This window comes from Marinobacter azerbaijanicus, from assembly GCF_030250645.1.
Taxonomy (GTDB): Bacteria; Pseudomonadota; Gammaproteobacteria; order Pseudomonadales; family Oleiphilaceae; genus Marinobacter; species Marinobacter azerbaijanicus.
The window spans coordinates 160,848-184,301 of sequence record NZ_JASSVS010000007.1; the positions used below are offsets into that span (position 1 = coordinate 160,848).

The 23,454-nt window shown below is 57.1% G+C and carries 20 protein-coding genes; 11 read left to right on the forward strand and 9 right to left on the reverse strand.

Going from position 1 to position 23,454, the window contains the following annotated elements; all coding sequences use genetic code 11:
• The first annotated feature begins 33 nt into the window (after positions 1-33).
• On the forward strand, positions 34-369 hold the full coding sequence (locus tag QPM17_RS14895; RefSeq protein ID WP_285391695.1) for a DUF2782 domain-containing protein: 336 nt from the start codon (positions 34-36) through the stop codon (positions 367-369).
• A gap of 4 nt (positions 370-373) precedes the next feature.
• On the opposite strand, the gene QPM17_RS14900 is transcribed toward QPM17_RS14895, so the two are convergent.
• Positions 374-880 carry a fibronectin type III domain-containing protein gene (locus tag QPM17_RS14900; RefSeq protein ID WP_285391625.1) on the reverse strand — a complete coding sequence of 169 codons (507 nt, stop codon included), beginning with the start codon at positions 878-880 and terminating at the stop codon, positions 374-376.
• Positions 881-1,214: 334 nt separating this feature from the next.
• Here QPM17_RS14900 and QPM17_RS14905 point away from each other — a divergent pair, with 334 nt between their 5' ends.
• The gene (locus QPM17_RS14905; RefSeq protein WP_285391626.1) at positions 1,215-1,646 is read left to right on the forward strand and encodes a hypothetical protein; all 432 of its coding nucleotides are present in this window, start codon (positions 1,215-1,217) and stop codon (positions 1,644-1,646) included.
• Positions 1,647-1,724: 78 nt separating this feature from the next.
• On the opposite strand, the gene QPM17_RS14910 is transcribed toward QPM17_RS14905, so the two are convergent.
• Together QPM17_RS14910 and pyrE are read right to left on the reverse strand one after the other, a co-directional pair.
• Positions 1,725-2,372, reverse strand: coding sequence for a DUF4124 domain-containing protein (locus QPM17_RS14910; RefSeq protein ID WP_285391627.1), 648 nt, complete (start codon positions 2,370-2,372; stop codon positions 1,725-1,727).
• A 79-nt stretch (positions 2,373-2,451) separates the two neighbouring features.
• Complete coding sequence (pyrE, locus tag QPM17_RS14915; RefSeq protein ID WP_285391628.1) at positions 2,452-3,090, reverse strand: orotate phosphoribosyltransferase; 639 nt, start codon at positions 3,088-3,090, stop codon at positions 2,452-2,454.
• A gap of 81 nt (positions 3,091-3,171) precedes the next feature.
• Between pyrE and QPM17_RS14920 the strand changes: the two genes are divergently transcribed.
• Positions 3,172-3,978 (forward strand): exodeoxyribonuclease III, encoded by an 807-nt coding sequence (locus QPM17_RS14920; protein WP_285391629.1) that lies wholly within the window; start codon positions 3,172-3,174, stop codon positions 3,976-3,978.
• 166 nt (positions 3,979-4,144) lie between these two features.
• Here QPM17_RS14920 and rph read toward each other — a convergent pair whose 3' ends face one another.
• Positions 4,145-4,861: a ribonuclease PH gene (gene rph / locus QPM17_RS14925; RefSeq protein WP_285391630.1), complete on the reverse strand. Its 717-nt coding sequence runs from the start codon at positions 4,859-4,861 to the stop codon at positions 4,145-4,147.
• Between the two features lie 200 nt (positions 4,862-5,061).
• Between rph and QPM17_RS14930 the strand changes: the two genes are divergently transcribed.
• The 5 genes from QPM17_RS14930 to QPM17_RS14950 all read left to right on the forward strand — a co-directional run bounded on the left by QPM17_RS14930 (position 5,062) and on the right by QPM17_RS14950 (position 9,766).
• Positions 5,062-5,928 carry a YicC/YloC family endoribonuclease gene (locus QPM17_RS14930; protein ID WP_285391631.1) on the forward strand — a complete coding sequence of 289 codons (867 nt, stop codon included), beginning with the start codon at positions 5,062-5,064 and terminating at the stop codon, positions 5,926-5,928.
• 88 nt (positions 5,929-6,016) lie between these two features.
• Positions 6,017-6,646 (forward strand): guanylate kinase, encoded by a 630-nt coding sequence (gene gmk / locus QPM17_RS14935; protein ID WP_285391632.1) that lies wholly within the window; start codon positions 6,017-6,019, stop codon positions 6,644-6,646.
• Positions 6,647-6,739: 93 nt separating this feature from the next.
• A complete protein-coding gene (gene rpoZ, locus QPM17_RS14940) occupies positions 6,740-6,952 on the forward strand; it encodes a DNA-directed RNA polymerase subunit omega (RefSeq protein ID WP_285391633.1) in 213 nt (70 codons plus the stop codon).
• A 156-nt stretch (positions 6,953-7,108) separates the two neighbouring features.
• Positions 7,109-9,277 carry a RelA/SpoT family protein gene (locus QPM17_RS14945; RefSeq protein WP_285391634.1) on the forward strand — a complete coding sequence of 723 codons (2,169 nt, stop codon included), beginning with the start codon at positions 7,109-7,111 and terminating at the stop codon, positions 9,275-9,277.
• 102 nt (positions 9,278-9,379) lie between these two features.
• Positions 9,380-9,766, forward strand: coding sequence for a RidA family protein (locus QPM17_RS14950; protein ID WP_285391635.1), 387 nt, complete (start codon positions 9,380-9,382; stop codon positions 9,764-9,766).
• Positions 9,767-9,811: 45 nt separating this feature from the next.
• On the opposite strand, the gene QPM17_RS14955 is transcribed toward QPM17_RS14950, so the two are convergent.
• A complete protein-coding gene (locus QPM17_RS14955; protein WP_285391636.1) occupies positions 9,812-10,681 on the reverse strand; it encodes an NAD-dependent epimerase/dehydratase family protein in 870 nt (289 codons plus the stop codon).
• 89 nt (positions 10,682-10,770) lie between these two features.
• Here QPM17_RS14955 and QPM17_RS14960 point away from each other — a divergent pair, with 89 nt between their 5' ends.
• The 3 genes from QPM17_RS14960 (at position 10,771) to QPM17_RS14970 (ending at position 15,315) form a co-directional block, all read left to right on the forward strand.
• Positions 10,771-11,733 (forward strand): hydrogen peroxide-inducible genes activator, encoded by a 963-nt coding sequence (locus QPM17_RS14960; RefSeq protein WP_285391637.1) that lies wholly within the window; start codon positions 10,771-10,773, stop codon positions 11,731-11,733.
• Positions 11,734-11,741: 8 nt separating this feature from the next.
• Positions 11,742-13,817 (forward strand): ATP-dependent DNA helicase RecG, encoded by a 2,076-nt coding sequence (recG, locus tag QPM17_RS14965; RefSeq protein WP_285391638.1) that lies wholly within the window; start codon positions 11,742-11,744, stop codon positions 13,815-13,817.
• A gap of 133 nt (positions 13,818-13,950) precedes the next feature.
• A complete protein-coding gene (locus tag QPM17_RS14970) occupies positions 13,951-15,315 on the forward strand; it encodes an HDOD domain-containing protein (protein ID WP_285391639.1) in 1,365 nt (454 codons plus the stop codon).
• 333 nt (positions 15,316-15,648) lie between these two features.
• Here the strand turns inward: QPM17_RS14970 and QPM17_RS14975 are convergent, their stop codons facing one another.
• The 4 genes from QPM17_RS14975 to aupA all read right to left on the reverse strand — a co-directional run bounded on the left by QPM17_RS14975 (position 15,649) and on the right by aupA (position 23,311).
• A complete protein-coding gene (locus tag QPM17_RS14975; RefSeq protein ID WP_285391640.1) occupies positions 15,649-16,110 on the reverse strand; it encodes a DUF2489 domain-containing protein in 462 nt (153 codons plus the stop codon).
• A gap of 20 nt (positions 16,111-16,130) precedes the next feature.
• Positions 16,131-18,425, reverse strand: coding sequence for a molybdopterin-dependent oxidoreductase (locus QPM17_RS14980; RefSeq protein ID WP_285391641.1), 2,295 nt, complete (start codon positions 18,423-18,425; stop codon positions 16,131-16,133).
• A gap of 358 nt (positions 18,426-18,783) precedes the next feature.
• Positions 18,784-21,960, reverse strand: a complete 3,177-nt coding sequence (locus QPM17_RS14985; RefSeq protein WP_285391642.1) for an Ig-like domain-containing domain — start codon at positions 21,958-21,960, stop codon at positions 18,784-18,786.
• Between the two features lie 13 nt (positions 21,961-21,973).
• Positions 21,974-23,311 carry an alkane uptake protein AupA gene (gene aupA, locus QPM17_RS14990; RefSeq protein ID WP_285391643.1) on the reverse strand — a complete coding sequence of 446 codons (1,338 nt, stop codon included), beginning with the start codon at positions 23,309-23,311 and terminating at the stop codon, positions 21,974-21,976.
• Between the last annotated feature and the right edge of the window lie 143 nt (positions 23,312-23,454).

The following is a 23,454-nucleotide window of genomic DNA, read 5'->3' on the forward strand; positions in this document are numbered from 1 at the left end:
CGTCCTTAAACAGAATGGAAGAGTAACATGAAAATGAAGCGTATCGCCTGCTCGGCTCTTGTCTTGGGTGTGCTGTGGGGGCCGGTGACGGCTCAGGACGACATGGATGACAGTGATGTTGTAGAGACGCCCCGGGAACCCCTGGTGGTGTCCGACTACCAGCCATCCAGTGAGGGCCCTCAGGTTGTCATCCGGCCCGGTGAGAATGAAGTGTTCTATGAGTACCGGGTTAATGGCCAACTGATGGAGATCAAAGTGGTTCCGGAGGTTGGGCCGGAGTATTACCTTGTGCCTGCTGATGGGGGTGGCTGGATCCGCGAGAACGAAACCGACATGCTGGTACCCAGCTGGATTATCTTTCGCTGGTAATGATTCAGATCAGATCAACCACAACGGCATCGGATCGCCGGCTCTCCAGGCCATTGTCGTCAAGAGTGGTGATGCTGAACTCGTAGGCGCCGGGAGGGAAATCCTCCAGGGGGTATTCGGTAGCAGCACTGCCAGGAAGTGGAATGACATCGAAGTCATCTTCATGCCGCAGTCGGTAATAAATGCGGTAGCCGCTAATGTCACTTGAATATAGTCGAGAGCCGTCTTCCCTGGTAAGCGGAGCTTCCCAGCGCAACGTAGGTGGCGTTGCCAGGGAGTCCTGGCCGGCGGATCCGTAACGCTCTCCAGATTGCCCCAGTGTATCGCGGAAACTGGAGACGGCATTATCGAGGCGCTTCGCTGACACTTCATTGGCCTGGCTGGATGCCGCTCTTGATGCTCCGGAATCTTCCTGGCATCCGGCCAGCCCGGCCAGCAATAGTCCGAATATGAAAAATTTCCAGGGCCGCGCGTGGCCCGCAGTCCCTTGACTGAGTCTCTTGCCTGGCATGGTATCTCTCGCAATCCGGTTGTCGGCGCAACCCTGTTTTAAGTCACGGTGTCGAATACTGCAGAAGCGAGGCCTGAATAAAGCGGGGAGACCGGCCATCTCATTTCAGGGCCGTGATTATGCCCAAACCCGGGAAATCATCAAGTGAACAATCGGCAAATTCCGAAACGAAAGTTCCAGGCGCCTGAAAATAACTGAAGGATTCGGGGTTTAGTATGAACATTCTAATTTTTGACCGTAACCTTACCCATGTAATCACAAGTCGGTACAGATTCACTGGCCGCGACGATGCAACTTTCAAACGCTATGCATCCACAACCTAAGGAGAACCATCATGGGTAAACTCAAGAGCTATCAGGAACAACTGCAGGACATCGTAGAGAAGGGCATCAACGCCGCAGAAGAGCAGCAGAAGAAGCTGTCTTCCAAGCCTTTCGAATACGCTGAAAAGCTGGAGTCAGAAGCGCGTGAATACAGCGTGAAAAACCTGCGCACCCGTTACTACGGCTACAGTGAAAGCCTGTTTGACCAGCTGCGTAACCTGAACAGCCGTGTCGGCAGTTTCGCGGCCGATCTGGTTGCCAAGCTGGAAAAAGAAGCAGCTGAAGGTGCTGATGCGGTTTCTGAAACTGCGGAAGACGTTGCTGAGGCTGCCCAGTCAGCCAAGAAAAACGTCGAGACCGAGGCGAAGAAGCCTGCTGCACGCAAGACCACTGCGCGCAAGACCACCAGCACTACCAAGAAAGCATCTTCCGCCACTGCCTGATGGGCAGCCGGAAACGCTGAAACAAAAAGGTCACCTCTTGAGGTGACCTTTTTTTGCCCGGAAGCCGTCAGCCAACGGCTATTTGTCTGCTTCGTCGGGGTCCAGCGGCACAGTCCTCTCCTTGCCCGTTATTTCCTCTAATCGCCGGATATCCTTTTCAAACTGCTCTCGCAAGGCCTTGATGTCGGCATTCTGTGAGTTGATTTCCCGTTCGATATCCCGAATCTGGGACTCCAGGCGCCGTATTTTCTCAAGTGTTGCTTCTGGAATGTCCCGGCCAGCACGCTCAAGATCCGCCGCACGGCTCTGCTCGCTATCCAGCTGACTGTTGATGACCGAGATGTTGCCACGTTTGAGCTGGTTCAGCCCCTCCAGTTCACGGATTTTTCTGTGCATGGCGCGTACAGCTTGATCAGGATGGCTGAAGCGCTCCAGCAGCTTGCGGTCAAGCTCCCTTTGCCGCTCCTCTTCAGCCTGACGCCGCTCTTCCGCTTCCCTGGCGGCAATTTCCTCTTCCGTTGGTTCGGGGTCAATTGTCTCAATAACACGACCGCTCTTGTTGAGGATGTCGTAGCCGCGCTTGGTGGCCTCCTGGGGAATCGTGTTGCCAATGACAACCTGACCGTTTTCATCCGTGTAACGGTACATCCTGGCTTCCACTAACGTGGCCGACATCAGTGCGGCCACAGCAGATACAGCGATTGAAAACCTGGTCAGACGGTTCATGGTGGAAAACTGTCGCTCCGCGAAAAACGAATTGTGTAGGGAAGCATAACAAAAGCTGGCGGATAAACCATGGCTGGTATCAGATGCCGTACTTATCCCGGTATTCGGCAACTTTCTGGGCGTGTTCTGCGAACTCTGGCCTGTTTTTCAGGTAATCGAGAACCTGATCAAGCCTGATAATGCTGACGACCGGGATGCCATATTCCTGAGTGACCTCCTGAATGGCAGAAAGTTCACTGCCGCCCCTTTCCTGTCGGTCCAGTGCAATCAGCACGCCGGCGGGTTCCGCCCCTGCACCACGGATCAGCTCCATGGATTCGCGGATGGCTGTTCCGGCGGTGATGACATCGTCGACAATCAGTACCTTGCCTTGAAGGGGGGCGCCAACGATATTGCCACCCTCGCCGTGGTCTTTCTTTTCCTTGCGGTTGAACGCGAAGGGCTTGTTGTGCCCTTCCGAGGCCAGAGCCATGGCTGTGACCGTTGCCAACGGTATGCCCTTATAGGCAGGACCGAAAATAATGTCATAATTCAGCCCGCTACGCTGAAGTGCAGCGGCATAAGCCTTGCTTAGTTCAAGCAGATCCTCGCCTGTATTGAACAGCCCTGCATTGAAAAAGTAGGGGCTTGTCCGGCCGGATTTGAGGGTAAACTCGCCGAAACGAAGTACATTGCGGCGGATGGCAAATTCAATGAACTGTTGCTGATAGTCTTGCATGACAGGGCTTCTGGCGGGTGTGGATCTTTAATTAAAGCGTAAAACCGGTATCATACACACAAACCGAATCAGGGAACACGTATGCGGGTAGTATCAATCAGCGTCAATGGTCTGGCACAGGCTGTTGAAAAAGGTTTCTTTGAATGGCTGGCCAAGCAGGACGCTGACGTGGTTTGTGTTCAGGACCACCGCATGCGGGCCTACGAGATTGAGGACTACAATCTTATCCCGGACGGCTACGAGGCCTACTTCATTGATGGCGAACGCAACGAGGATGGTGGCGTGGGCATCTATACCCGTCATTTCCCCAAGGCCATCATGTACGGCTTCGCCAATGAGCAGGCTGATCGCGAAGGCCGCTTTATCCAGGCGGATTTCGACAAGGTCTCCGTTGCCAGTGTCCTGTCTCCCTGCGCCCTCGGTCGGGAAGAAGAACTGATCGGCGACGACGACCTGACCGTCCTTGACCATAAAGACGACTTCATGGAAGCCTTCGGCCTCCATATGCAGAAAACCCTGCGCAAACGTCGCCAGTTTATTTTCTGTGCCAATCTGCAGACAGCCCACCACGTCACCGACGCCAGCCCGCTTTATCACAAACTGGACTTCTCCGGTTTTCTGCCCCATGAGAGAGCATGGCTGGACCGCCTTTTCGATGAAATGGGCTGTGTTGATGCGTTCCGTGATATCAACAAACAGAGCAACCAGTACACCTGGTGGCCCGAGCAGGCCGAAGGCTCCCGCAAGAACGCCGGGATCCGCGTGGATTACCAATTACTGACACCGGGCATCCGCAAGACCGTCCGCGATGGCTGGATTGATAACAGCACCCGGTTCTCCGATCACGCACCGGTGATCATGGATTACGATATCGAGATTGGTCTCTGATTTGAACTTTGTTTGCAGGCTTGCTGGAGATTAGCGGGTTCGGAGAGGATCTCTTTTCCGGAACGTCTCCGGCCAGGGATGGCCGGAGTCGAGCGCACAGGGATGTGCTTGTAGCGTTTCCGGAAAAGAGATCCTCTCCGGACACGCGGGAAGGCTGCACCTTTTTTTAACTGGCTAACGCTGCCTTCTGCGCCTCAAACAACTGCGAAATGCCCAGCTTGGCCAGCTTCAGCATGCCATCAAGCTCTTCCTGCTCAAAAGGCTCGCCCTCGGCCGTGCCCTGAATCTCAATAAATCCGCCCTTGTCCGTCATGATCACATTCATGTCAGTCTCGGCTTCGGAGTCTTCCGGATAATCCAGGTCCAGCACCGGCGTGCCCTTGTAGACACCAACCGAAAACGCCGCCACCATTTGCTTCAGTGGTGACTTCTTCAGCCGGCCTTCCTTTACCAGGTGATTCAGCGCGTCTACAAGAGCCACGCAACCGCCGGTAATGGCCGCCGTACGGGTGCCGCCGTCTGCCTGGATGACGTCGCAGTCGATCGTGATGGAGTGCTCCCCAAGGGCGCTCAGGTCTACTGCAGCACGCAGGGATCGGCCGATCAGGCGCTGGATCTCCACGGTGCGGCCACCCTGTTTGCCACGGGCCGCTTCCCGGCCCATACGGCTGCCAGTGGAGCGGGGCAGCATGCCGTATTCCGCAGTGATCCAGCCCTTGCCTTCGCCGCGCAGAAACGGCGGCACCTTGTTTTCGATGGACGCAGTGCAGATCACCTTGGTGTCGCCGAACTCTACCAGCACGGAACCTTCAGCGTGGCGGGTGTAGTGGCGCGTAATGCGAATTTCTCGGGATTGTTCCGGCGTTCTTCCGCTCGGTCTCATAGTCATTCCTGGTGTCAGTAGTGAGTGTCCGGGCTAGTGTCCCGTCTGGTTAATGAATTAGCCAGACGGGACACTAGCCCGGTCGATTGCAATGTTGAAAGACTGCGGAGTATAACACGCCCTTTGAGGCCCCTGTTCGCTGTGCAGGCCGTCACCCTGCTAAACTTGGGGTCCTGTTCCTTTGCAAACGCGGAGTCACCATGATCAGAAGTATGACGGCCTTTGCCCGCCAGGACACCCAGGGGGACTGGGGCACTCTCACCTGCGAGATTCGCACGGTCAACCATCGATACCTGGAGCCGTCCTTCAGACTTCCGGAGGCGATTCGTGAGCTGGAGAACAGCTTCCGCGAGCAACTGCGCAAGCAGTTGCGGCGTGGCAAGGTGGACGTGGCCATGCGATTGCAGGCAGCGGAAACGGCATCTCAGAGGTTCGAGATAAACGAGGAAGTGGCCCACGCAGTGAACGAAGCGGCCAATCATATCAACAGGATGCTTGATAATCCGGCACACGTCAGCGCCCTGGATGTTCTCAAGTGGCCCGGAGTGCTGGCCTCCACCGAGCAGGATTTTGGTCCAGCCCGCAAGGCGGCGGGAGAGCTGTTCGAGCGTACCGTAAGTGAGTTGGTGACAGTGAGGGAGCGGGAAGGGGAGCGTTTGCGTCCGCTGTTTGAAGACCGGCTTGCCACCATGGGCAAGCTGGTTGCCGAAGTGCGCGAGCGCATGCCGGAACTGATCCGTGCTCAGGAAGAGCATCTGAAAAATCGCTTTGAGCAGGCCAGGGTGGAAATCGATCCCGATCGCATTGCCCAGGAAATGGTCATGCTGGCCCAGAAAAGTGACGTGGCCGAAGAACTGGACCGGCTCGAGGCCCATATTTCCGAGGTGTCGGAAACTCTCCAGGGTGACGAGGCGATTGGCAGGCGGCTTGATTTCCTGATGCAGGAGCTTAACCGCGAGGCCAACACGCTCAGCAGCAAGAGCATTGATGCGCGAGTGACCAGGGCCGCCGTTGATCTGAAAGTGCTCATCGAGCAGATGCGGGAGCAGGTGCAGAACCTGGAGTAAAAGCCGTATAATCCCGCGCTTGCTAATATTGTGCTGGCGGGGATGTTCCCCCAGTTGAAATCAGTCAGGCTGCGGAGTTGTTTGCCCCATGAGCCAGGAATCAGAACAAGGCACGCTTTATGTGATTTCCGCCCCTTCGGGTGCCGGTAAAACCAGCCTGGTGGCGGGAATGCTGGAGCGGGACGAGAAACTCGGCGTTTCGGTGTCCCATACAACACGGCCCATGCGTACCGGCGAGCAGGACGGCATTAACTATCATTTCATCAGTCGGGATGAATTCGAGGCGATGATTGCCCGGGGTGACTTTCTCGAACACGCGGATGTTTTTGGCAATTACTACGGCACCTCCCAGGTCTGGGTTCAACAGACTCTGGCCAGGGGCCAGGATGTGATACTGGAAATCGACTGGCAGGGGGCGGAACAGATTCGTCGTCTGATGCCGGGCTGCGTGAGTATTTTTATTGTGCCGCCGTCACCGGAAGCGCTCAGGGAGCGGCTTTCCGGGCGTGGTACCGATTCCCCTGAAGTGGTTGTGCGGCGCCTGAAAGAGGCATCGGATGAATGCAGCCACGCCCTGGAGTTTGACTACCTGGTGGTCAACGACGATTTCCAGACGGCGCTTGACGACCTGTTGTCCATCGTCCGTTGCCAGCGGCTGCGCATGCAGGTCCAGCAGGTAAGGCATGCCGTTTTGCTTGCGACGCTGTCTGACGGCTGAGCTGGGTGCTTTTGCCTGTATACAAATTGAACCAGTAGGATTAAACTACGCGGTCTGCTGAAATCAGTCATTATTGCTATTGTCGGGGAAGTTATGGCACGAGTTACCGTTGAAGATTGCCTTGAACACGTTGATAACCGCTTCCAGCTGGTTATGCTGGCCACCAAGCGAGCTCGCCAGATCGCAACCAAGGGTTTTGAGCCGCTGGTTGCCGAAGAAAACGACAAGCCAACTGTTATTGCTCTGCGCGAAATCGCCGAAGGCAAGATCAGCCGTGATCTCCTCAAGGAAGATGACGAAGATTAAGGTTGAAGCTGGCTGAAGGCCGGAATATTTCTCTGGTAAGCCGGCGAAGGCATTGAAATCTGTTCTTGCGGTTTTATAGTGTAACTATAGGCATTACCGGAAGAACGTCGGAAGGACCCGAATGCACGCATTCGGGTTTTTTTATCCCTGGAATTTATGATCCCCCACGGAGGCGCGGTGTCGGCAGAGGCAACGGTTGATGTGCTGGCCAGTGAGCTCAGCACCTATCTGGATACCAATCGCATCAATCAGGTGCGAAGAGCCTACTATTATGCCGAACAGGCCCACGAAGGGCAGATGCGCAAAAGTGGTGACCGATACATTACCCATCCCCTGGCGGTTGCCCGGATTCTTGCCGGCCTGAAACTGGACCATCAGAGCCTGATGGCGGCCATGCTCCATGATGTCATTGAAGACACAGGCATCCCCAAGGATGCGCTGTCGGAACAGTTCGGTGAGGACGTGGCCGAGCTGGTGGACGGCGTCAGCAAGCTTACCCAGATTGAATTTCGTTCCCGTGCCGAGGCCCAGGCAGAGAACTTCCAGAAGATGACCCTGGCCATGGCCCGGGATATCCGTGTAATACTGGTCAAACTGGCGGACCGCCTGCACAACATGCGCACCCTGGGGCCCATGCCCTACGAGAAGCGCCAGCGCATTGCCAATGAAACCCTGGATATCTATGCTCCAATTGCCAACCGGCTGGGCATGCATTCTATCTGCACGGAGCTGGAGGATCTGGGGTTTTCCTCGCTGTATCCCATGCGGTCAAAGTACATCAGCAAGGCTGTGGCCAAGCTACGGGGCAGTCACCGGGAGATCATCGACGACATTCGTGGCAAGCTGCAGGAGAAGCTGGAAGAGCGCAGCCTTCCTGGGCGGATTCTGGGCCGTGAGAAGCACCTGAACAGCATCTATAACAAGATGAAGTTCAAGCAGAAGTCCTTCCATGAAATCATGGACGTGTACGCCTTCCGCATCATTACCGACACCGAGGACGACTGTTATCGTATTCTCGGGGCTGTGCACAGTCTCTACAAGCCATTGCCCGGACGTTTCAAGGACTACATTGCCATGCCCAAGGCCAATGGCTATCAGTCTCTGCACACCACCCTGTTCGGTATGCATGTGAACATCGAGATCCAGATCCGCACCGAAGAGATGGAGCACATTGCCAACAACGGTATTGCAGCACACTGGATGTACAAGAACGAGCCATCCAGTGTCACCAGCGTCAACCAGTCAAGGGTAGATCGCTGGGTGCAGGGCCTGATGGAAATGCGGGAGCGGGCGGATGACTCCCTGGAGTTCATAGAACACGTAAAGGTGGATCTGTTCCCGGATGAGATCTACGTGTTCACCCCCAAGGGCAAGATCATGGAGCTGCCCAGCGGCGCCACGCCGGTGGACTTCGCCTATGCCATCCATACCGATATAGGCAATGCCTGCGTGGCCTGCAGGATTAACCGCAATCTTGGCTCCCTGAGTCAGCCGCTGCAAAGTGGCCAGACCGTCGAGATAATTACCGCCCCCGGTGCGCGGCCAAACCCAGCCTGGCTCAGCTTCGTGGTCACCGGCAAGGCGCGCAGCAGTATCCGTCACGTGCTCAAGAACCAGAAACGGGCCGAGTCCCTGGACCTGGGCAAGACCCTGCTCAAGAAATCCCTCAAAGGCTTCGGCACCAGTCTGTCGAGTATTAGCGAGCAGCAGATCCAGACAGTCGTCAGTCACAACCAGGTGAACAGTTTTGAAGACCTGGTCAGCGACATCGGCCTGGGCAACCGCATGGCATATCTGGTAGCCCGTCAACTGGTCAGCGGGAGCGCCGAGGGTGAAGGCGAGGAAACCTCATCGGCAACGGTCATGGATGAGGCCGACAACACCCCGGTCACGATACGTGGCACCGAAGGTCTGGTGGTGCGGTTTGCCAGCTGTTGCAAGCCCATTCCCGGGGATCCGGTTGTTGGTGTCATGGACTCCGGCAATGGCATGGTCATTCACTCGGATACCTGCTCAAGGTTGCCCGAAGACAGTGAGGGCCGTGCCCGCCTGACCCATCTTAAATGGGCCAAGGACATTGCCAACGAGTTTTCCGTTGAACTGAGGGTAGAGCTGGAGCGTCAGCGTGGCGTGATTGCGGAGCTGGCCAATGCGGTGGCAATGGCAGATGGCAATATTGAGCGTATCAATGTAGAAGAACAGAACGCCAGACTCGGCATTGTCAGCCTTGTGGTGCATGTCAACGGCCGCAAGCACCTGGCCAGGGTGATGCGGCGGATCAGGAACATTCGTGCGGTTACTCACATCAATCGGGTGAGGCACTGATGCTGTTCCCGGGCAGCTTGCCAGAGGCGCGACTTTCCGCGTGTTGACAGGTTGGTTGCCAAGGGGAGACGATTGGCGTTTTAAAACAGAGGGCCCAAGGTCATGACCAATAAATCCGTAATCCAGACCGACAGTGCGCCACAGGCCATCGGCACCTACTCCCAGGCCGTCAAGGCTGGCGACACCGTGTACATCTCCGGCCAGATCCCGCTGGTGCCGGAGACCATGGAGGTCGTGGCAGGCGACTTCGCCGCCAAGACCCGTCAGGTGTTCGAAAACCTGAAGGCCGTTTGTGAGGCCAGTGGTGGTGAGCTCAAGGACATCGTCAAGGTCAACATCTACATGACGGACCTCAGTAACTTCGCCACGGTCAACGAAATCATGGCCACCTATTTCCAGGAACCCTATCCGGCCCGCGCAGCCGTTGGCGTGGCAGCCCTGCCCAAAGGCGTTCCGGTGGAGATGGAAGCGGTAATGGTGCTGAGCTGATAGCGGCACCAGCGAGTCAGTAAGGCGGCCCTGGGGCCGCCTTTTTCATTGTTTCCGTGCGATCAGTTCCTGGTAACCGGCACGAAAATCCGGATAACGGAAATGGAATCCGGAATCCAGCAGCCGTTTGTTGCTGCAACGCTTGCTACCCGCACGCCCACCTTTGCGGGCATCAGGCTTCGGAGCCGCACAGGGCAACTGCTCCCTCACCCAGGCCACGACTTCGTCCAGTCTTACCGGTTCACAATCGCTGGCGAGATAACACTGATCCAGTGGCTTGCCTTCCAGTGCGCGGTTCACCAGATGGCTGACAGCTGCTGCAGCATCGAATTCGTGAATCCGGTTGCTGAATGGTGCGGGGGACACGGGGTCCATCCGGCCGTTGATGACGGCTTCCAGAAACTGTTGGCGAGAAGGCCCGTATATGCCGCTGAAGCGGATAACCGTGGCAGGTATACCGCTGTTCAGGGCCGTCTGCTCACCCTCAAGAACCATCTGACCGCTGAACCGGGCAGGTTCCGTGGGGCTGGTTTCATCAACCCAGGAATCATCATCCTGGGAATAGACACTGCTGCTGCTAACAAAGATCAGACGTTTAAGTGGCTGTGGACCAAGGGCCGCAATAAGGTTTTCAAGGCCTCGGACATAGGCGTTGCGATAGCCCTCCTCGTCATAACTGGAAGGGGTCAGGCAATAGATCACGATGTCGAGATTATCCGGCAGTACTGACTCAACCTGTTCCCGTTCCATCAGGTCAGCACCAAGAGGATGAATTCCCTCTGGAATCCGGGCTGGATTGCGCCGTAAGCCAAATACCTCGGCGTGCCGGGAAAGCATTTCTGCAATGGCTCCGCCCAGTTTTCCGCAACCGGCTACGAGTATGCGTGGCGTTTGCTTGTGTTCAGCGATTGCCATAGGCAATATCAATCCTTATGCTTTGGGTAATAAATTAAACGGGTGCCTGAGCGCGCCCTGAGCTGGACGACATCTGACCGGAGCCCGCCATGACTCTTACCGAGTTAAGATACGTTGTTACCCTCGCACGGGAAAGGCATTTTGGCCGCGCCGCTGAGCGTTGCCATGTAAGCCAGCCCACCCTCAGTGTGGCCGTCAAGAAGCTGGAAGACGAACTGGGTATTCCCCTGTTTGAGCGCAGCAAGAACAGCATCCGTGTTACCGAAACCGGCAAGCGGATTATCGAACAGGCGCAGCGGGTTCTGGACCAGGTGGGGGTCATCCGGGACATGGCCCAGGATGGCAAAAACCAGCTCAACGCGCCATTGAAAGTGGGCGCCATCTACACCATCGGGCCCTATCTGTTTCCGCATCTGCTGCCGGAATTGCGCCGTGCCGCACCGGAAATGCCTCTTTACATCGAGGAGAACTACACCGCCACCTTGCGCCAGAAACTGCGACAGTCCGAACTTGACGCCATTATCATTGCGCTGCCTTTCGAAGAGTCCGAAGTGGTGACTCTCCCACTTTATGACGAGCCCTTCGTCGTGCTTCTGCCAGGTGGCCATCCGCTGACAGAGCGGGAGAGCCTGACTGCTGAGGAGCTGGCCCGGGAGCAGTTGCTTCTGCTTGGACCGGGGCACTGTTTCCGGGATCAGGTGCTGGAGTCCTGCCCGCCACTGGTGGATGCGGTGACCCGTAACCCGAACAGTAGCACTTCTCCGGCGCTGGTCACCGAGGGCAGTTCTCTGGAAACCATTCGCCATATGGTGGCTTCCGGGCTTGGTATCACTGTGTTGCCGCTTTCTGCTGCAACCGCCATGCAATATGACGAGAGTATTCTCGCGGTCCGGCCGTTTGCGGCACCGGTTCCTTTCCGGACGGTTGCGCTGGCCTGGCGGGTGACCTTCCCTCGCCCCAAGGCGATTGACATGCTGTCGCTGGCAGCCAGCCAGTGTCGGGTGATCGAGAAGGCAAAAATTGAAACCCCGGCTGCTGCCGCAACTGCCTGAGCCAGGATATGACGTCACTGGAAGACATCCCGGTCACCACTCTGAAGGGCGTCGGCAGCGCCCTGGCGGACAAGCTCGCGAAACTGGGAATCCAGTCGCTTCAGGACCTGCTGTTCCACTTGCCACATCGGTACGAGGATCGTACCCGGATTGTTCCGATGGGGAACCTCCGCATTGGCGATGTCGGCGTTGTGGAAGGTGAGGTGATGAAGGCTGACCTGGTAATGGGGCGCCGGCGAAGCCTGCAAGTAACGCTGAAAGACAGCAGTGGTTTCCTGGTCATGCGGTTTTTCCATTTCAATGCAGCCCAGAAGAACCAGCTAACGGAGGGCGCTCGGGTTCGGTGTTTCGGGGAGGTGCGGCCTGGCCGCGCCGGTTACGAGTTCTATCATCCTGAGTACCAGGTGAATCCCCCGCCCATGCCGCCACCGGGGGAAGCAACACTGACACCCGTCTATCCGCTCACCGAAGGTATTCAGCAGCCCCGGGTACGAAGCCTGTGCCAGCAGGCGCTGGGTTACCTGAAACGTTACCCGATTCGCGAGTGGCTCCCGCCGGAGTTGCTGGCAAGCTACCAGCTGCCGGGCATTACAGAGGCAGTAGAGCTGGTGCATTCCCCTCCGGCAAGCGCTCCGGTTCATCTGTTGGTGGAGGGACGACATCCCGCCCAGCAGCGATTGGTGATGGAGGAGCTGCTGGCCCATCAGCTCAGCCTGTTGCAGGTTCGCCAGCAGGTTCAGGCGCGGGAGGCTCTGCCACTGCTTCCCAGTGGCGATCTGCCGGAGCGCTTTCTCGACCTTCTTCCATTCAGTCTCACCGGCGCCCAGCGTCATGTCATGAGCGAGATACGTCAGGATCTGAGTCAGCCGGTCCCGATGTTGCGACTGGTCCAGGGGGATGTCGGTTCCGGTAAGACGGTAGTCGCTGCCCTGGCCGCTCTTCAAACGATTGGCGCCGGTGCCCAGGTGGCTCTGATGGCGCCCACGGAAATACTGGCTGAGCAGCATTATCAGAATTTTCACGGCTGGCTGGAGCCTCTCGGTATCCGTGTGGCGTGGTTGTCTGGCAAGATCAAGGGGAAGGCACGCAGGGAAGCTCTGGAGGAAATCGGCAGCGGTGATGCTGAGGTGGTCGTTGGGACCCACGCCCTGTTTCAGGAGGATGTTGCCTTCAGCCGACTGGCCCTGGTGATTGTGGACGAGCAACACCGCTTCGGTGTGCATCAGCGCCTGGCCCTGCGGGAGAAGGGTGTTGGTGGCACCATGGCGCCACACCAGTTGATCATGACGGCGACGCCGATTCCCCGTACCCTTGCCATGAGTGCCTACGCGGATCTGGACACATCGGTGATTGATGAATTGCCTCCCGGCCGCAAACCGATTGAAACCATCGCTATTCCTGACAGCCGCCGTGATGATGTGACCGACCGGGTCCGTAAGGCCTGCAGGGAAGGCAGGCAGGCGTATTGGGTATGCACACTGATTGAAGAGTCCGAAGCGCTGCAATGTCAGGCGGCGGAAGTGACTGCCCAGGAGCTGGCGGAACGCCTGCCGGACCTGAAGCTGGGGCTCGTGCATGGCCGTCTGAAAGCCGCGGAAAAGGCCGCGGTTATGGAGCAGTTCAAGAGTGGAGAGCTGGATCTTCTGGTGGCCACCACGGTGATTGAGGTGGGGGTGGATGTGCCCAACGCCTCGCTGATTATTATCGAAAACCCGGAGCGCCTGGGCCTGGCTCAGCTACACCAGTTGCGGGGTAGGGTTGGCAGGGGCGAAGAAGCCAGTTTTTGTGTGCTGATGTACCATCCGCCGCTGTCTCTCAATGGCAAGGCGCGGCTGCAGGCACTGAGGGATAGCCAGGATGGCTTTGTGATTGCAGAAAAAGATCTGGAGATACGTGGGCCTGGCGAAGTTCTGGGTACCCGCCAGACCGGTATGATGCAGTTTCGATTGGCCGATTTCGAACGCGACAAGGGCTGGATTGAGCCAGTGCGGAAGATGGCTCCGGGCCTGATGAAGCAGCCAGCCGTGGTTAACGGTCTGATTCGGCGCTGGCTGGGTGAGCGAATTCGTTATGGTGACGTATAACAGCAGTTGCGAGGTTCGCGTCAAAAGCTGGCAGAAACTAAGCTGAAGTCAAAGTTGGGTCGCTGTTTGTACCCTATAATGAGTGATAACCAACGTGCCCGAGCTGGCACTATCCATATTTTGGGAGAAACTTATGGAGCTACCTGTTGCGGTCCGACAGGCACTGGGCGATTCGGCTGACGGCGTTTCCCTGCGTGATGTGACTCAGGCAAGGGACAATGAACTCCTGCGTATGGTGCTGCTCAGCGACGAACAGGGAAATCTCCAGGCAATCTGTCGTCAGGGGGACCTGCTCGATATCAATGCACTGAATAAAGACCTTGGCCGTGACCTGCGGGTGATGAAGCGGCGGGAACAGATCCGGGTACGGGAGCGTTCCGGCCTCACCGAGTTACCAGCGTTGCCGTCATTGACAGGGTGGTCCGCTGTCGTGGATACCACCGTTGATGAACTGGCTCAGGTGGCACTGGTTCTGGGTGAGCAGAATCTCTGCATGGTCATGCCCGGGGACGAGTTCAGGGCGATTACCGCTGCCGCCAGGAGGCTGTCTTTTTCCGTGGCGCCAGAGTCCATTGCGGTCAATCTGAACAGCCCGGAACGGGACCGGGACCAACTGCATTCCGCCATCCGTCGTTTTACCACCTTACGGATTCAACAACGCCTGGAAGACACCCTCGAGTTGCCCCCGCTACCCGAAACCGCGCAGCGGATCATCCATTTACGGGTCAACCCCAACGCCGTCATGGGTGACCTGGTGGACGTTGTGGAGAGCGATCCCAGCCTGGCAGCCCAGGTTGTCAGTTGGGCATCATCGTCTTTCTACGCTGCCGCCGGACAGGTCCGATCGGTACACGACGCGGTCTCAAGGATTCTGGGCTTTGATCTGGTGATGAACCTGGCCATGGGTCTGTCCCTGGGGCGCGCCCTGAAGCAGCCCCAGGATCATCCCGAGGGTTATGTGGATTACTGGCAGCAAGCTATATGGCAGGCCCAGTCCGCCGGTATTCTGGCCAGCATGATGCCCCGTGGTGAGCGCCCGATATTTGGCCTGGCCTATCTGTCGGGATTGCTGCATAACTTTGGTTATCTGGTGCTGGCGCAAGTGTTCCCGCCCCACTTCAAGCTGGTGTGCCGGTCCCTGGAAGCCAATCCTCATCTTGACTCGTCGCTGATCGAACACTTTCTGCTCGGGGTGACACGGGAGCAGATCGCGGCGGAGCTCATGCAGAACTGGGGCATGCCGGACGAAGTCTGCCTGGCCATTCGCAACCAGAAGAATCCGGAGTATGAAGGTCCTCACGCGGTTTACAGCAAATTGCTCTGGCTGAGCAGGCAACTGTTGACCAGGCGCGGCGTTGCACTGGGAGCCGGGGAGGAAGTGTCGGATGATTTTTATGAATCCCTCGGGCTCGACAGGGCAAAGGTGGAAGAGCAGTTTGACGAGCTTGTGGGTAACAAGGACAGCATCATGGCAATGGCGGGGATGATGAGCCAGTAATTATCCATTCCCGGTCAGTCCGACCCGCAAAAAAGCCGGCCCAAGGGCCGGCAAGCTCACCCGCTTGTTGCAGATCAAACCAAACGTGTTCAGGAGAAAACAATCAGAGCCGTTGCAGGGTCAGTAATGGCAACGGCTCTGATATAAACTTAGCCAATCTGGGCGGAAATAAAAGCGGGCGATGTCAGGATTTGGTAAATGAATGAAGCGTCACAAATCTGCGAGGCCTGAAGGGGTTGATTTGTAAAGCTAATCATATTCTAGCGGTGAAGGGGCCTTACAAAAAGTTACAAAAAGGCGCCCATAATCGCTATCACGTGTGGGGAAACGCCTTCAGGTCTGGAACTGATGGTGACGAATGGCAGTAGCTGCCCGCCTGATGGCATCGGCATGCTCTTCCTCAACGGCCAGCCTTTCCCGGTCCATCTTTTCAACAAACCGGGTTTCGGTTTCCTGGCGTGCACGATGGGTGGGCATGTGCTGGATCAGGTCATGGACTTCCTGGAAAACGCAGAATGGCTGCTGTTCCAGAAGTTCCGGGTCCACATGATCCAGCAGGCCCTTGATACGCAGGCAGGCCTCGGAGTATTCCACCTGGTCCTCTTCCACTGCCATCGCCAGGACACGAATGCTTTCCACCATACTTTCCCGCCGCTCCTTCTGGAACGCTTCGGTTTTGGCCTGCCGTTTCCTGCTTGCCTGCAGAGCACGGTACTGGCGGAGAATAAACGCCACGAGCAAGGCGATGGCCAGAAGGCCAGCAATAATAAGAGTCCATTGGAGCCATGGGGGCATATATATCTCCGTTCAGAGTTTCAGGCCAGTTTTCGGTGACGTTCGGCACGCCAGACTTTCACTTTTACTGTCTGTCCGTTAAGTACGGATGTACCAACCAGCGGATCTGTTTGCTGGTCGCTAATGACGTCATTGATGCTCGCCCCGGCATGGGCAACAGCGACAGACTGCCGAGTGCCGTCACGATGATGGCCCCAGCCGTGGGGCACTGAGACCACGCCGGGCATGATGTCGTCGGTGATTTCCACTGGCAGCACTATCTTGCCGACAGAAGAAGCAACTTCCGCGGAATCTCCCGCCTGAAGCCCGCAACGGGACGCATCCTGAGAATGAATCATCAGGGTACAGCGCTCTTTGCCTTTTACCAACCGCTGGCTGTTGTGCATCCAGGAGTTGTTGCTGCGAACGTGGCGGCGCCCGATCAGTAACAGGCCATCCGCGGGAGGCGCAGACAACATGGCATGCAGGCGATCCAGATCCCGCAGATAGCGTCGCGGGGCAAGGTTCACCTTGCCATCGCGGGTAAACAGCCGGCCAGGCATACATGGGCGTAGGGGCCCCAGATCCACCCCGTTGGGCAGCTGCTTCAGGGCACTGATCGAAAGCCCCTTGGGCAGATCCTGCCAGTGGCGGTTAAGGGGGCTGAGCTTGGCGAGGCCTCGCAGTGGGTGACGCTCGGGAAGAATGTCCATCACCAGGTCAATGGCCGGTTGAACCAACCCACGGACACGGCCAATGTCGGCGCCATAGGGCCCGGCACGTAGCATCATGTCCAGTATCGGGTCGGGCCCGATCTGTTTGAAGGCGCGCCAGCCCATTTCCGCCCGCACGGGTAGGCGTCCGCCTTTCCGCTTTTTCTCCAGACGATGGGCCAGTTCAAGCAGGATCTGCCAGTCATGGCGGGTATCCTCACCAGCATCGAACAGGGCCGGGCTGTACTTGGCGGTGTTACGAACGGCGAACATGCTGAAGATCAGGTCGTAGTGGCTACGCTCAAGGCCTGCCGTTGGAGGCAATATGACATCTGCATGGCGGGTGGTTTCATTGAGGTAGTAATCCACCGACACCATGAAATCCAGCCCGCTGAGTGCTTCGTCGAGACGGCCACCGTTGGGGCTGGACAGTACCGGGTTGCCAGCGACTGTTACAAACGCACGGATCTGACCCTCACCTGGCGTCTGTATTTCATCCGCCATGGTGCTGGCAGGGTATTCGCCGGCAAACTCTGGCAACTTCTTCACCCGGCTGAATCGCTTGGCGAAATGCCCGTTCTGCCCGGACATGGCGCCCAGCGCCACAAGATCTATTGCAGGCTGGGTGAACATCACACCACCAGTGCTGTCCAGTTTCCCGGTCAGGATGTTCAGCACATAGGCAAGCCATGTGGCGACACCCCCAAAGGCCTGGGTGCTGGTACCCATGCGGGTGTAGAGGGCTGCTCGCTGTGTAGTGGCAAGCTGGCGTGCCAGGTTGCGGATGTCCGCCGCGGGCATACCGGTCTGGTCACTCACTGCTTCCGGTGTGAACCCCAGGGAAGCCAGCCGCACCAGGTCAACATCCTTGGTCCAGGGTTCCGCATGGCCAGGATTCACCAGGTCTTCTTCAAACAGTGTGTTCACCATCGCCATCAGCAGCAGGGCGTCGGTACCCGGACGGATAAAATGAAACTCGTCGGCGAGCTTGCCGGTTTCGGTGCGGCGAGGGTCCACCACGACCATTTTGCCACCACGGCCCTTGAGAGCTTTCAGCCGGCCGCGGAAGTCCGGAACGGTCATCAGACTGCCGTTTGAGGCCATGGGGTTAGCGCCGATGCAGATGAATAGGTCGGTGCGATCAATATCCGGTATGGGAAACAGGATCTGGTGCCCGAACATTTCCAGGCTGGCCAGCATATGGGGTAACTGGTCGTTGGAGGTAGCGGAAAAGCGGTTCTGGGTACCCAGTGCTCGCAGGAACGGCATGGTGGCCACCAGCGAGCCGTGGTTGTGAACGTTGGGGTTGCCCAGGTAGGCCCCAATGCTGTTGCGGCCATGTTCTTTGCGCACGCGGTGCAGGCGGTCCGCCACCAGGTCAAAGGCCTCGTCCCACTCCATCTCCTGCCAGCCGTCAGCGGTTCGGCGAACGGGTTTGCGCAACCGTTCAGGGTCTTCATGGAGGTCCTGAAGGGCCACAGCCTTGGGGCAGATGTGGCCATGGCTTAACGGGTCGTCCTCGTCGCCCTTGATGGAGGCGATATGACCATCCTTTACCTCGATCGCAACGCCGCACATGGCTTCGCACAGGTGGCAGGTACGATAGTGGGTGCCGTTTTCCATGGGTCTCTCCGGTATTTTTATTGACTATGTGCCTTGGCAATCGGGCAGGCTATTCCGAAACACGCTGTAAATACGTCCCTGTACGCTCGGGCTCCGCCCTTTGTTGCTTACTGCTCCTGCGTCGCCCCAAAGGTCCTGGGCAAGCCATCCCTGGCTTGCCCGTGAAGCGCTTCGCGCTTCACCCATGGCTCCGCACGGTTTCGGAATACCCTGCCCGATTGCCAGTCCAACTTGGGGGTTGGTTTCAATAGAAAACCAGATTAGCAGGAAATTGATAAGAGGGGAAAAGGGGTTTTTGGCTTTACCGGCCATAAAAAAGGCCAGCCCGAAGGCTGGCCATAAGTAGCGGAGCCTGAAGTTAGTACTCTGCCGGGATTTCTTTTATCGGGTTGGAAATGAAGTTGAGGTAAACGCCCTGTTGGGGAATGAATAATGGAATTTTGACTGTGGCAATACCAAGAGCCACCGCTTCCACGTTTATTTGTGGCACGTTGAGGGTTCGCTGTTCTACCTGCATTCTCCCGTCATCAAAGAATTTGACCGGTCCCTCGAGCTTCAATGTAAACGGATAGCTGTACAGGTTGTGCGTTGCTCCCAAAGGTGCCACCAGATCTGGGGCATCAAGGAAAAGCTCCGCTTCGGTCTTGAAAACAGGACCATCAACCCCCTCGACAATGATGCCCGGAATCAGGCTGTTACGGGCGCAGTTGCTGGTGCAATCAGGATCGTCTTTAGCATACCGCATTCGAAGAATTTGCGGACCGGTCGTCGAGGTCTGTTCACCCCCGAGCAGAAAGGGAAGATCAATGTAGACATCCGTCGAGGTGGTGGCGAGCATGGTGGGGTAAAGCAGAACGCCAACGCCCTCCTGGCCCGTCTCGGGGTCTGTAGCCGGACCTGTAACTTCTGTATTGAGGGCGTAAGTCTGGTAGATAAACTTGTTATGTGGGCAATCCGGGCCATCGGAGCTGCAGCCAACGCGAGCGTTCAGGTCGCCGAGTACTCCGCCATCGGCCGTCTGTCCGTCAACCAGTAGCTTTGCCGCGTTAGCTGAAGGCAAAAAGCCCTCTGCCTCACTACCATCGTGGTTGAACGGCTCCAAGCAGTTTTTTCCACCTAATGTAGGGCAGTCGACTACGTAGTTGGAGTTCACGTCGCGAATAGGAAGATTACGTAGTGGAGTGAATACCGTCTCCTGGGCCTCTGATCCCTTGAAGTAGATGGTCATGTCGGGCCCACCAGCATCGGTAGAATTAGTCAGCATGTCTGTCTGCAGCGGGTAGTTCTGCACCGAACAAATGGCATTGCTACAGTTTCCTGCACCGCTGGCGGACCTCATGGTATAGCGATAGAAGCTACCGTCTGCCGTATCCCATGGGTTTTCTGGATAGAAGCGGATGCGCTGGTTGTTTTTCTCGATCCGGCCACTGACGATTTCCCCGGAGCCAATGGGGGTGGATGAGTCAGTAACTTTCTCGACGATAAAGGTACCGTCATTGATGGTACTCAGGTTCATGGACTGGGAGAACACCACCACAATGGGGCGATCCTCGGGTAGCTCAGTTACGGGCAGTACATCGCCGGCGGGGCCACCTTCGGCAGCATCGTTACATTGTCCGTGAGTTCCCTGGCTCAGGTTGACGCCGGTAGTGACACAGGGATAGCCGGGATAGGTAGTCAGCGCGAGCGGCGAACTCTGGGTGACCGAGTCGCCAAGATCCGGCAGCGTAAATGTCAGATCTTGCGGGGTAATGCCATTGCCCGCAAGGTCGGTCAGTGCATTGCCGATCTGTACGGTGTAATTCACACCGTGCTTAAGGCCACCTTCCGGGTTCAGTACCAGAGCTGTGCCGTCCAGTTTTGCTTTGAGCTTGCCATCGCTCGTGCGCAGGCGGGTATTACCCTCGTACAGCGCAATACCGTCGGCTATGGTTTCTGCGTCCAGGGGTTCATCAAAGTTCAGCACAACGGGGTCGCCCGGGCGCTGCATATCCTGGCGGGTGCTGGGCACGGCGTCTACCGGCCCGGGCATCCAGCTCACCAACTGCGGTCCGGTGTTATCGGCAAACTCGTTATCGCGCTGATCTGCTGCGTCAAGCGCCGACTTGGAATCCGTCGCGGCTTCGATGCGGAAGGCGATGGTGGAGTCGGTAAACTCCTGGCCCAGGAGGTTGGGTTCTACCATGCCGATGGCGTCGATGGTCAGCACGCCGTCTTCCACAATGGCGATACCGGTAAGCTCCACGCCGAGCAGGTCCTGGGACAGTGAGGCGTTAGGCTGCGCCTCTTCCGTGTTCATTGAGACGTCCATGAACAGTTTGACGTGACGGGGAGCGCTCATGTCATCGGTATAGGGGTTGGGCATCAGGTAACCCGTGGCATCCGACAGCATGGTGACCTTGATATTGCCGGTCTGCTGGATCATTCCGGTGCCCGGGTCGATAACGGGCACGGTGCCATTGATTCTGACATCCAGGCTGCTGCTGTTCAGTACGCTGCCTTTAGGGACCCGCAATGGCAGGGGCTCATCGGCCTCAAAGGCTGGAGCATAGGCCAGTTCTGCAAACAGGCCGCCGGTCTGTTGTGACGGCCCAGCTATTCCTTGCAGTACCGAGTTCAGGGTTACGCCATTAATGATCTGCCCGTTGAGTCGGGAGCGGCGGGCGCTGCTCTCGTCTTCACCGGCGTTCAGTCCGGAATCGATGACTTCCTGGAAAAGCACGACCGTTGGCCCGGTATCCCGTGGCGTGATCTCTTCACTGAACTCGGCCAGTGTGTCGCCATTGATGCCGGGCAGGTTCCGGATGGAAACGGTGTAGTTCTCACCAGAATTCAGAACGTCGCCTTCGCGGCCACATAGTTCCGGGCTGTCCGCAATGCAAGGGTCGATGGTGATATAACGGCCATTTACCAGTACGGTTGCGGGTACGGTTTCGCCATTACTGTCGGTTAGCTCAATGATGCCGCCACGCTCTTTCCACTCGGGGTGTGCCGGCTTTGTCAGGCGCAGCCGGAATGTGGAGAAGTTCATGGGCCGGAATGTATTGCTCTCAGACGGAATCATCTCCGCCACGGCAAATCCGTCGCCAAGATTGTCAAGCGCTGCAATGCCGCTGAACTCCCCTCGGGTCGTGAACTGTATACCTTCCGGCCCAATGGCATTGGGCGTTGCTATAATGCGGCCACCGTCGGCTTCAAGCTCCTCGCTGAAATCGATGGTGTACTCTGTGGCTGGGCTGAGCCTTTCATCCAGTAGGATTCTCAGGCTTCGACCCTCATCAACGGCTTCTGTCGAAAAAGCTATGTCATTTTCGCCATCGCGGATACGCACCTTGCCCTCGATGTCCTCATCGGAGAGGGCGTGCGAGAATCGCAATACCAGGTCCGCTTTCGGGCTGACCTCGCTCTGCCCATCGGCGGGATAGGAGTAAACGACGGAGCCAGGAGTTACCGGCTCGTTGATAGATTGGTCATCACCCCCGCAAGCTGCAAGCAGCATGGCGGGAATCAGTGCCAGTGTCTTGTTGTATTTCATGGCAAACCTCTCCTCAGAACTTCAGGGTGATGGAGCCGCTGATTACATGAATATCACCGTCGGCGGTTGCCTGCTGCTCGTTGCCGTCAAAGTCGACGATGGTGAAATCCCGTTCCTGCAACTGCTGGTACTGGTAACCGATATCCAGACGAACCGGGTAGGCCAGTAGACGGGTGCGATGATAAGTCGCGCTTATCCCCAGCCCGGCCACGATCTTGTCTGTATCCAGATAGTTGAGTTCCGGGTTGCGGGTGGTTTTAAGCGGGGACTCCTCGTATGCCAGGCCGCCGCGGAGAGCAAATGTGCGGCTAAGCTGGTATTCAGCACCGATGCGCGGTACCAGAATGTCGTCAAAACCGATTCGGTTGGCGGCGCTGACATCTTCCTGATCCTTGATGGTGTCGCCTGCGAACTCGTCTTCCAGTTCTGACCAGTTCTGTTGTTCGATGCTGCCCCCGACGCGCCAGCGATCACTCTTGTACTGGGTGCCGATAGCAATCGTTTCCGGCTGGAATGAATCAATGGTAGCAACCGAAAGGCTCAGGCCCGGGTCCGGGATGGTCTGGGTTACGATAATATTGGAGTCCACCGCAGTAGAAGCAGAAGACTTGGTGCGATAGGTGAAAGCTGTTTCCCAGCCGTCCAGAAAGCAGCTGCTGTCAGGGCAGATGGTATCGCCCCATTTGATGGTTGTACCGAGAATGGACTTCAGGGAAGGCTCGGCATTGACGGCAAGCCGTTCACGGCTGGTTTCACCGCCAAGGGTAGAAACGGCATCCAGCTGTGCGGCTGCTTCCAGGGTTACGCGTACTGAAAATCCGCCTGAAATGCCACGCCAGAGTGGGGTGGCACCACCAATATTCAGGAACAGGGGTTCCTTTCCGTATTGCAGGTACTGGCCGGTCTCGGAGGTCTGGGATGAGAAAGCCAGCATTTCCTTGCCGTACTTTTCAACGCCGGCAATAAAACCCAGGTAAATCGGGTGCTTGAAGCGGGTCAGGGAGGCAAGATTGGTTTTCATGCCGATCAGCACATGCTGACTCGGTGAGTCTGAGACAATATCGCCATCCGCATCAGACCGGGTGGAACGCAACTCCTGCTCGGCGTGGAGAATGCCGCCGGTGAGCTCGCCGCGCTCGTCGCTGGTCAGGTAAGACGGGTTGTAATAGGTGGCTGATACCTGCTCGTTGAACATGGACAGGGACTGGGCCGTGGCCACATCCACCGGCATAACCCCATAGGTGGTGCCAATGTTGCCCATACTGGCCGAGGCGCTGAGTGAAAGGCCGGCGGAGGCGGCTGCAACGGCGAGAGTCATTGCACGCAAAGAAAAGTGGGAGGTTGGAACCATGAAACACACTCCAGTTGTTTGTCTTGTTATTGGCCTTCGCCGTGCCCCCGGCATCGGGTGACAGGCAAAAATTATTGTTGGTACGTTTGTTCGAAAAGCAGTGTAGTGTGCTTGTCTTATCGGGACGTTGGCCTTCTTGACAG